Source organism: Exiguobacterium sp. s142 (genome assembly GCF_018618455.1).
GTDB lineage: Bacteria > Bacillota > Bacilli > Exiguobacteriales > Exiguobacteriaceae > Exiguobacterium > Exiguobacterium aurantiacum_A.
Window position 1 is genome coordinate 41,098 of sequence record NZ_JACSMB010000018.1, and the last position, 8,502, is coordinate 49,599.

At 53.0% G+C, this 8,502-nt stretch carries 11 protein-coding genes; 7 read left to right on the top strand and 4 right to left on the bottom strand.

The annotated features are described in order from the left end of the window. The first annotated feature begins 185 nt into the window (after positions 1-185). The 4 genes from queC to queF are packed head-to-tail and all read left to right on the top strand — an operon-like array spanning position 186 to position 2,477. A complete protein-coding gene (gene queC / locus KNP77_RS13450; RefSeq protein WP_035386372.1) occupies positions 186-830 on the top strand; it encodes a 7-cyano-7-deazaguanine synthase QueC in 645 nt (214 codons plus the stop codon). Continuing rightward, entirely contained in the window at positions 827-1,282 is a 456-nt protein-coding gene (gene queD, locus KNP77_RS13455; RefSeq protein WP_016509716.1) for a 6-carboxytetrahydropterin synthase QueD, read from the top strand. Before queC ends, queD begins: the two co-directional genes overlap by 4 nt. After that, entirely contained in the window at positions 1,267-1,977 is a 711-nt protein-coding gene (gene queE / locus KNP77_RS13460; RefSeq protein WP_251139088.1) for a 7-carboxy-7-deazaguanine synthase QueE, read from the top strand. The genes queD and queE overlap by 16 nt, the downstream gene beginning before the upstream one ends. An 11-nt stretch (positions 1,978-1,988) precedes the next feature. Next, on the top strand, positions 1,989-2,477 hold the full coding sequence (gene queF / locus KNP77_RS13465; protein ID WP_029333812.1) for a preQ(1) synthase: 489 nt from the start codon (positions 1,989-1,991) through the stop codon (positions 2,475-2,477). A gap of 31 nt (positions 2,478-2,508) precedes the next feature. On the opposite strand, the gene KNP77_RS13470 is transcribed toward queF, so the two are convergent. Further along, on the bottom strand, positions 2,509-3,165 hold the full coding sequence (locus tag KNP77_RS13470; protein WP_131465962.1) for a TVP38/TMEM64 family protein: 657 nt from the start codon (positions 3,163-3,165) through the stop codon (positions 2,509-2,511). A gap of 115 nt (positions 3,166-3,280) precedes the next feature. Here KNP77_RS13470 and KNP77_RS13475 point away from each other — a divergent pair, with 115 nt between their 5' ends. Then, positions 3,281-3,790 (top strand): hypothetical protein, encoded by a 510-nt coding sequence (locus KNP77_RS13475; RefSeq protein WP_070328327.1) that lies wholly within the window; start codon positions 3,281-3,283, stop codon positions 3,788-3,790. A 33-nt stretch (positions 3,791-3,823) separates the two neighbouring features. Here KNP77_RS13475 and KNP77_RS13480 read toward each other — a convergent pair whose 3' ends face one another. The 3 genes from KNP77_RS13480 to KNP77_RS13490 form a co-directional block, all read right to left on the bottom strand. After that, the gene (locus tag KNP77_RS13480; protein WP_214891248.1) at positions 3,824-4,327 is read right to left on the bottom strand and encodes a hypothetical protein; all 504 of its coding nucleotides are present in this window, start codon (positions 4,325-4,327) and stop codon (positions 3,824-3,826) included. Positions 4,328-4,418: 91 nt separating this feature from the next. Beyond that, positions 4,419-4,874 carry a GNAT family N-acetyltransferase gene (locus KNP77_RS13485; protein ID WP_236633530.1) on the bottom strand — a complete coding sequence of 152 codons (456 nt, stop codon included), beginning with the start codon at positions 4,872-4,874 and terminating at the stop codon, positions 4,419-4,421. Between the two features lie 58 nt (positions 4,875-4,932). Next, complete coding sequence (locus KNP77_RS13490; RefSeq protein WP_070328329.1) at positions 4,933-5,697, bottom strand: TrmH family RNA methyltransferase; 765 nt, start codon at positions 5,695-5,697, stop codon at positions 4,933-4,935. Between the two features lie 221 nt (positions 5,698-5,918). On the opposite strand from KNP77_RS13490, the gene KNP77_RS13495 reads away from it, so the two are divergent. After that, positions 5,919-7,547: a PTS transporter subunit IIBC gene (locus KNP77_RS13495; RefSeq protein WP_070328330.1), complete on the top strand. Its 1,629-nt coding sequence runs from the start codon at positions 5,919-5,921 to the stop codon at positions 7,545-7,547. A 52-nt stretch (positions 7,548-7,599) separates the two neighbouring features. After that, the gene (locus tag KNP77_RS13500) at positions 7,600-8,391 is read left to right on the top strand and encodes an endonuclease/exonuclease/phosphatase family protein (RefSeq protein WP_214891249.1); all 792 of its coding nucleotides are present in this window, start codon (positions 7,600-7,602) and stop codon (positions 8,389-8,391) included. Positions 8,392-8,502 lie beyond the last annotated feature (111 nt).

Here is an 8,502-nt window from a genome sequence, read left to right on the forward strand (position 1 = left end):
ATTATTTTCTACCTAACCGCTTAAACGCTTTTATGCATGAAAGTGTGTCAGTGATGTTCTTTACTATACCTACTTCTCTTTTCCCTGTCAAACGTCTTTTTATGGTAAAGTAAACGCTCGAGGGTGACCTCCGGAGTTCGTAACCTCCTCCGACATCAAAACTAGCGAAAAAGGAAGTGTGCACGTTGCAACACGAAAAAGCATTGGTCGTCTTCAGTGGCGGTCAAGATTCAACCACTTGCCTGTTTTGGGCAAAACAACAATTCTCTCATGTGGAAGCCGTGACGTTCGCCTACGGGCAGCGCCATGATGCGGAAATCGAGGTCGCGAAAGAAATCGCGGCCGAACTCGATGTCCCGCACCACATCCTCGATTTGTCCTTACTCGGACAACTCACCTCAAACGCGTTGACGAGACATGATCTCGACATCGATAATGCGGACGTCCCAAATACGTTCGTCGATGGACGCAACCATTTATTCTTATCCTTTGCGGCCGTCATGGCCAAACAACTCGGTATGCATCACATCATCACCGGTGTCTGTGAGACCGACTTCTCGGGCTACCCGGACTGTCGCGACCAATTCGTCAAATCATTGAACGTGACGCTCAACTTAGCGATGGACTACCCGTTCGTCATCGATACGCCGCTCATGTGGCTCGATAAAAAGCAGACGTGGGAACTCGCGGACCGGCTCGGAGCGTTCGATTTCATCAAAGAGCGGACCCTCACCTGCTATAACGGTGTGCTCGGTTCAGGCTGTGGCGAATGTCCGGCGTGTGTGCTCCGTCAAAACGGGCTCGCTGCATACGAGGAGGTACGCGTATGAAACACGCCCCATTCCTCGCCCCGACGAGCGTCGAGGCTAAACAAGACGGCTCGCTCATCTACTGCCCGCACCGCGTCCAAATCGTCAAAGAAGTGACGTTCGATGCGGCCCATCACTTGTTTGATTACGATGGGAAGTGCCGAGCGCTCCACGGACATACGTACAAACTTCAAATGGGGATCAGCGGTTTTCTCGACAATCGTGGGATGACGCTCGACTTCGGTGACTTGAAAGCCATCTTTAAAGAAGAGCTCGAACCGTATCTCGACCACCGCTATTTAAATGAGTCCCTTCCATATATGAATACGACAGCAGAAAACATGTGCTACTGGATTTTCGATCAGCTCGCTAAGCACTTGCCTGACGAGCGCGACGTCCGCGTCGAATTCGTCCGCCTTTATGAGACACCGACGTCCTACGCCGAGTTCCGGCGCGAATGGCTGGTGGACTGATGAAGATCCCTGTCCTCGAAGTGTTCGGGCCGACGTTTCAAGGTGAAGGCCGCGCCATCGGACAGAAGACGATGTTCGTCCGGACCGCCGGTTGCGATTATCGCTGTTCATGGTGCGACTCCGCCTTCACCTGGGACGGTTCGGAAAAACCCGACATGCTGACGGCTGATGACATCATCGTGCGTCTCGACGAGCTCGGAATGTACGATTACGTCACGATCTCAGGCGGCAACCCGCTCCTCATCGCCGGTATGAAAGATTTGGTCGAAAAGTTGAAGGCGCGCGGCGTCAAGCTCGCCGTCGAGACACAAGGTAGCCGGTATCAAGACTGGCTCCAAGACATCGACGACGTGACACTCAGCCCGAAACCACCATCGTCCGGCATGACGACCGATTGGGAAAAACTTGACGCCATCGTCGAACGGCTGCGTCCCGAACAGACGACGTTCAAAATCGCCGTGTTCGATGAGGTCGATCTCGCCTATGCGAAAGACGTCCAAACCCGCTACACCCCGGACGTCATGTACTTGTCGGCCGGCAACCCTGAGCCCGGGGCGGACGGTGACATCACCGACGCGCAGCTCAGACGTTTGAAAGAGTTGTGGGAAGACGTCGCGCGTGACCCGTCATGGCAAAGCGTCCGTGTCTTGCCGCAGCTACACACATTACTGTACGCCAACGAACGTGGCGTCTAAGGAGAATGAATATGAGACCAGAAGACTTACAAGACTTGTCGCTCCTCGGCCAGAAGAGCGTCCCATACATTTTTGAATACGCCCCGGACGTGCTCGAGGCGTTCCCGAACCGGCATCCGGAAAACGATTATTTCGTGAAGTTCAACGCACCCGAATTCACATCGCTCTGTCCGATTACGAATCAGCCGGACTTTGCGACGATCTACATCTCGTACATCCCAGACGAAAAACTCGTCGAGTCGAAGTCGCTCAAGCTTTATTTATTCAGCTTCCGTAACCACGGCGACTTCCACGAAAACTGCATCAACGTCATCGGGAAAGATCTCGTCAAGCTGATGGAACCGCGCTACCTCGAAGTGTGGGGCAAGTTCACGCCCCGCGGCGGCATCTCGATCGACCCGTACTACAACTACGGCAAGCCGGGCACGAAATATGAGAAAATGGCCGAACATCGCCTGTTCAATCACGACTTGTACCCTGAGACGGTCGACAACCGTTAAGCAAAAAGTAGGCGCTCATCCAATTGAGCGCCTACTTCTTTTTGTAACGGTTGATTTGTTGCTTGATTGGTTCGCGGAACACGGTTGCGACGAGTGTCAACACGACAAAGACAGCGAGCGCGAGGATGACCAGCTTCATATCCCCGCTCGCGAGGCTACTACCGAGAAAATTATTAGCGAACGCCCCCGGAATCATACCGACCGAGGTCGCGAAGACATAAGCCGGGAGTCGCACTTTCGCCAAACCTGAGGCATAACTGACCAAATCAAAGTTGACGAGCGGGATCAATCGTAAGATCAAGACGTAAAAGAATCCGTCTTCTTCGATTTTGTGCTGAATCTTCTCATAATCGCTCGATTCGAAATGGCGCAGAAACCGGTCTCCAAAGCGAACCGCTACATAATAAGCGACGAGTGCGCTGAGCGTGGCGCCGATGACCGTATAGACGACACCGGGCAGCGTCCCGAACGCCAACCCGCCCGCAACCGACAAGACGGACGTCGGAAATAAAATCAACGGGCGAACGGTGAACAATAAAATATAAATGAGCGGGGCGAGCCAACCGAATTGAACGATATAATCTCGGATCTCCCCCGGTCGCAAGTCGATCCACTGATAGAGAAACGTCGCTGTCCCGAATACGAGCAAAACGACGGCAATGACCCATTGTGTTTTCCACTTGTTCATCGGTCGACCTCCCCTCTTTCTTTCATCATATCGCCTCACCTCGAAAAAGTAACGCCTTCCTTTTTTTAGGAATCACAGTGTGGTACGGTTAGAAAAAGCAGAAGGAGGAATCCCAATGTACCTGGCAGATGCCATCAAATTGAAACACCTGCTCTTGAAGCAGATTGATAAGTTGTTACAAGAAGTCGAACGGGTCGCGTTCATCGAGCTCGAGAAGGATGAGCCGCTCCCGACAATCCAATCCCGCTCGCTCGAGGATATCGAGGTCGAGCTCCAATCGATTCGGACCGACATGCGTCGTCTCGACCGCCTCGTCTGTGAAGCGCACTTGCATAACGTCATCGAGACGAACGATGGACCGCTCCCGCTCGTCGAGGCGATCGAGTTCGCCGTTCAGTTGCGAGCTCAGGCTCGGATGTATCAAGACTTGGCCGAACGTCCGAAACGCGAATTTCAATCGGGTCACGGTGAAGGCACTTCTGTCATCAAGCACGCGCTTTATGATCCGGAACTGTACCGTCTGAAGGCGCTCGACGTCGAGAAACGGGCCAACCGTATCTCAAGCGCTATCGATGCGGCCAATCACCGGACCGAAATCGATTTTGATGCGAGCCGATATATGTAAGCTAAAAACGCGCCGGGACCTTCCCGGCGCGTTTTACATGTGATGATGGTCGTTATGATGATTGTGGTGGTCATGATGGTGCGAACCAGAACGACGTCTCGGCGCCGGCTCATCGGCGAACTTCTCGCCGTCCAAAATACCGAGCCGCTTATATTGGCGGTCGACCCGCTCCTTCGTCCCATCGTTCACATGCGGCGACTCCATAACCAACTGATAGCTGCCGAGTGCCACCCGGAACGGCTCCATGTATGTCCGATCGACCGGGAACGACGCCACGTCCCGCAAATAATCCGCGAGCCGGTTCGCCGCCTCGTCGTCCGGATGGTCGGCGAGCTCCGTCGCGAAGCGTTGCATATCTTTCAATAGACCCTTCGTCTTCGTCACTTGGCGAATCATGCTTATAATAGCGATTATAATCACGGTTAGAATGCCGATAATAAAAATCGGAAAAATACTGAACATCCCACTAAAAAACGAATCTCCCATCCCTGTCGAATCGATGTATACTTCTTCCCCGAATGCGAACGTGTTGACCATAATGTCTCCCCCTTTTTTCCTATATACGGACGCCGCTTCATTTGGTTTCATGCCTACAAAAAAAGCCGCGGCACTCGCCACGGCTCAACTGTCAGTTCAATTGTTTCTCCATCATGATGCGCGGTGCGCCATCTTCCGTGTACGCCCCCATGATGTCGTAGCCACAGAGCAGGTTCAAAATGATGACACCTTTGTTCGTGTTGCGCGCTTTCGTCCGAATCGAGTGGAATCCTTGCGCTTTCACCCATTCGAGTTGCGTATCCATCAACTTGCGGCCGATCCCGTACTTTTGAAACTCAGGATGCACGCCGCCAGCCCAGCTATAGAAGCGATATGGCTCAGCCTCGTAGCCGATCTTGAATCCGACGGGCCGGTCGTCAGAAAATGCGAGTAACACGAGCGGGTTGGCATGGCGGTACAGTCGTTCTTTAAAACGAAGTTGGTCGATGTCGCCGTACAGATGGCGATACAGGTTGAAGAATTCCTCTTCAAACTCGCTAAAGTTCGTCGTCACATCTTTCACGATAAATGAACTGGTCGTACTCATCTTTCCATCCCCTTTCGAAATATGGACAAGTTACTCGTACGCCTGTTTATTTCGCCATCTACTCGGATTTTCCTGTTTCTCGCTCAAATGCGTTCAAACCTTTTTGTTTGTACACCCCGAGCGAACGTTTCGGGAGGCTCCGCACCATCCAGTTTTTGAACACACGTTGTTTGTCCTCGATCGATAGTCCGTACCCTTCCGTCACGATATGACGGGCCCGCGTCGTCACGTCATAAAGCGAGATGGCGGCAGCGACCGAGATATTTAAACTTTGGACATAACCTTGCATCGGGATGACGTAATTCCCGTCCGCTTTCGCGAGTGCCTGCTCCGACACACCGTGATGCTCGTTCCCGAATAAGAGCACGGTCGGTTTTGACACGTCAACGTCTTCGAGCGGGATCGCCTCTTCGCTGAGCGCCGTCGCGAGTATTTGATAGCCGTCCGCTTTCAACTGATCGATCGCTTCTTCGATGGAAGCGTGTTCGACGACGTCGACCCAGCGATCGGCACTCTTGGCGATAATCGAGTTCGGTTTGAACTTGGCCCGTCCTTCGACGACGTGAAGCGTCTGCACACCGAACGCGTCCGCCGAACGCAATACGGCCGACTGATTGTGCGGATCGTCAACGCCCTCGGTCAATACCGTGATGTGATTCGTCCGCGTGTTCAATACGTCTTGCATCCGCTTGACGCGGTCTGGCATAAGCATCGAGAACAAGAGCCGATCCTCTTCTTTCATCACGCCCGTTCGTAACAACTCTTCAAGCAACGTGGCCTGCTCTTCTTTTGACAATGCTGATGTCGTCTGTCTCCATCCCATTCTTCTCGCCCCTTTCAACCTCTAGTATTTTAGCGGGATTCGTTTCGACTGACAAGCGACGTCGTAAAACAGCGTATTTTCATCCTTCCATGAAAATTTATGAATTTTAGGAAACCGATTGCACAAATTTATGCAATCGATTACAATCATTAATGCAAGCGATTGCATTGGCAATCGTTCTTAACAGAGAAAAAGTTCCTAACAGGAAGGAAGCGTATAGCATGAAACAGCTCATCTCATTTGATTTTTGGCAAAAACTCGGTAAGGCCTTGATGGTCGTTATCGCCGTTATGCCGGCAGCAGGACTCATGATCTCGATCGGTAAATTGATCGGCATGTCAGCCGGAGACGTCAGCATCTTGCTCACGACGGCACGCATCATCGAAGACTTAGGTTGGGGCATCATCGTCAACTTACATATCTTGTTCGCGGTCGCCATCGGTGGCTCGTGGGCGAAAGACAAGGCCGGTGGTGCGTTCGCCGCACTGATCGCCTTCATTTTGATCAACCGTGTCACAGGCGCCATCTTTAACGTCAACGGTGCCATGCTCCAAGACCCGGAAGCGACAGTCCAATCCCTCTTTGGGGCCGACCTCGTCGTCGCTGACTACTTCACATCTGTCCTCGGTTCACCTGCCCTGAACATGGGTGTGTTCGTCGGGATCATCGCCGGTTTCCTCGGTGGTGCTCTTTATAACCGGTTCTACAATTTCAGTAAATTGCCGAACGCCTTGTCGTTCTTCAACGGGAAACGGTTCGTTCCGTTCGTCGTCATCCTCGGTTCGGTCGTCGCGGCGATCGCGCTGTCGATCATCTGGCCAACGATTCAAGGGGCACTCAACAGCTTCGGCCAATGGATTGCCACGTCACGTGACACGGCACCGATCCTCGCGCCGTTCATCTACGGTGCACTCGAACGTCTGTTGTTACCGTTCGGTCTTCACCACATGCTCACCGTCCCGATGAACTACACGGAGCTCGGAGGCACGTACACGATTTTAACGGGCGCGACAGCTGGTTCAGTCGTCGCCGGTCAAGATCCACTTTGGTTAGCTTGGGTGACGGACCTCGTCAACCTTCGCGCCGCTGGGGATACGGCTGCTTATAACACGCTGCTCGCTGACGTCGTACCGGCCCGTTTCAAAGTCGGTCAAGTCATCTTGTCGTTCGCCGCACTCATCGGTGCCGCTTATGCGATGTACCGTAACGTCGATGAAGACAAGAAAGCCCAGTACAAGCCGATGTTCCTCTCGGCCGGTCTCGCCGTCTTCTTGACGGGTGTCACTGAGCCGATCGAGTTCATGTTCATGTTCGTCGCTCCAGTCCTTTACGTCATGTATGCACTCATGGCCGGTGCCGCCTTCGCCTTGGCGGACATTATCGACCTTCGTGTCCACGCGTTCGGTGCGATCGAGCTATTGACGCGGATCCCGATGATCATCAAAGCCGGACTCCTGCAAGACTTGATCAACTTCTTCCTCGTCTCGGCTGCGTTCTTCTTCATCAACTTCGGGGTGTTCAACTTCTTCATAAAGAAGATGAACTTGCCGACGCCTGGACGTAACGGCAACTATATGGAAGAAGCGACAGAGCAATCGACGGTGACCGGCAACGAGCAGGTCATGGGGATTATCGCTCTACTCGGTGGGGAAGATAACATCGAGGACGTCGATGCCTGCATGACACGTCTTCGTGTCACAGTGAAAGATATGTCGCTCGTCTCAGAAGAGCGCGAATGGAAAAAGAACGGCGCCATGGGTCTTATCTTGAAAGACCGCGGTGTCCAAGCAATCTACGGCCCGAAAGCCGACGTGTTGAAGTCTGACATTCAAGACGTCATCGGTGCATAATCAACAGGCCAGCTCGTGCGAGTTGGCCTGTTTTTTCTAAAGGAGGACTACTGTGAATATTTTGACACTCAACTGTCACGCCTGGTTAGAAGATCGACAACAAGAGAAAATCGACTCGATCGTGGAACGGATCGCGAGCGAGGAGTATGACATCATCGCACTCCAAGAAGTGAACCAACATAAAGAAGCGCCGCTGATTGACGGTCTCATCCGTGAAAACAACTTTGCCCACGTCCTCGTTGAAAAACTCCGTGAGCAAGGGGTCGCCTATTACATGACATGGGATTTCGCCCATTACGGCTATGACATCTACGAAGAAGGCGTCGCGATCTTATCGCGGACACCGTTCGTCTCGACCGAGTCGTTCTTTGTCTCCCAAACGACCGACCCGAGCGATTACAAGTCCCGAAAAATCGTCAAAGCCGTCGTCAGTGGCACGGACGAACCGACGGCCGTCTACTCGTGCCATCTCGGTTGGTGGCATGATGCGGACGAACCGGCTCGTCACCAGCTCGATGAACTGCTTCGCCGCGTCGAAGATGACGACCGGGCTCTCCTGCTCGGCGACTTCAACAACGACGCGTTTCTGCGCGGTGAAGGCTACGACTATTTGATCGACCACGGTCTTCAAGACTTGTTCTTTCTCGCGGCTGAGCGCGAAGGCGATGCGACCGTCCAAGGAAAAATCGCCGGTTGGGACGAGAACAAGCAGGCGCTTCGCATCGACTTGATGTTGACGAACGCCCCGATCCACGTTTCGCGTCACGCCGTCGTCTTTGACGGCGACAACGGACCAATCGTGTCAGACCATGCCGGTGTCGAAGCGACCGCGTTTTGGCGATGAGACAACCCCTTTCTTTCTGAACTGAACTGAACCCCGAATGATGGACACTTGAAAAAGTCCCTCACTCGGGGTTTTTCGTGTGCGTACGAATCGCTATAATGAACCTATTCA

What these genes read in the sequence shown, in the direction of transcription:
- queD (WP_016509716.1), top strand. Translation starts at nt 827, where the DNA reads ATGAAACACGCCCCATTCCTCGCCCCGACGAGCGTCGAGGCTAAACAA.
- queE (WP_251139088.1), top strand. Translation starts at nt 1,267, where the DNA reads ATGGCTGGTGGACTGATGAAGATCCCTGTCCTCGAAGTGTTCGGGCCG.
- queF (WP_029333812.1), top strand. Translation starts at nt 1,989, where the DNA reads ATGAGACCAGAAGACTTACAAGACTTGTCGCTCCTCGGCCAGAAGAGC.
- KNP77_RS13470 (WP_131465962.1), bottom strand. Translation starts at nt 3,165, where the DNA reads ATGAACAAGTGGAAAACACAATGGGTCATTGCCGTCGTTTTGCTCGTA.
- KNP77_RS13475 (WP_070328327.1), top strand. Translation starts at nt 3,281, where the DNA reads ATGTACCTGGCAGATGCCATCAAATTGAAACACCTGCTCTTGAAGCAG.
- KNP77_RS13480 (WP_214891248.1), bottom strand. Translation starts at nt 4,327, where the DNA reads ATGGTCAACACGTTCGCATTCGGGGAAGAAGTATACATCGATTCGACA.
- KNP77_RS13485 (WP_236633530.1), bottom strand. Translation starts at nt 4,874, where the DNA reads ATGAGTACGACCAGTTCATTTATCGTGAAAGATGTGACGACGAACTTT.
- KNP77_RS13490 (WP_070328329.1), bottom strand. Translation starts at nt 5,697, where the DNA reads ATGGGATGGAGACAGACGACATCAGCATTGTCAAAAGAAGAGCAGGCC.
- KNP77_RS13495 (WP_070328330.1), top strand. Translation starts at nt 5,919, where the DNA reads ATGAAACAGCTCATCTCATTTGATTTTTGGCAAAAACTCGGTAAGGCC.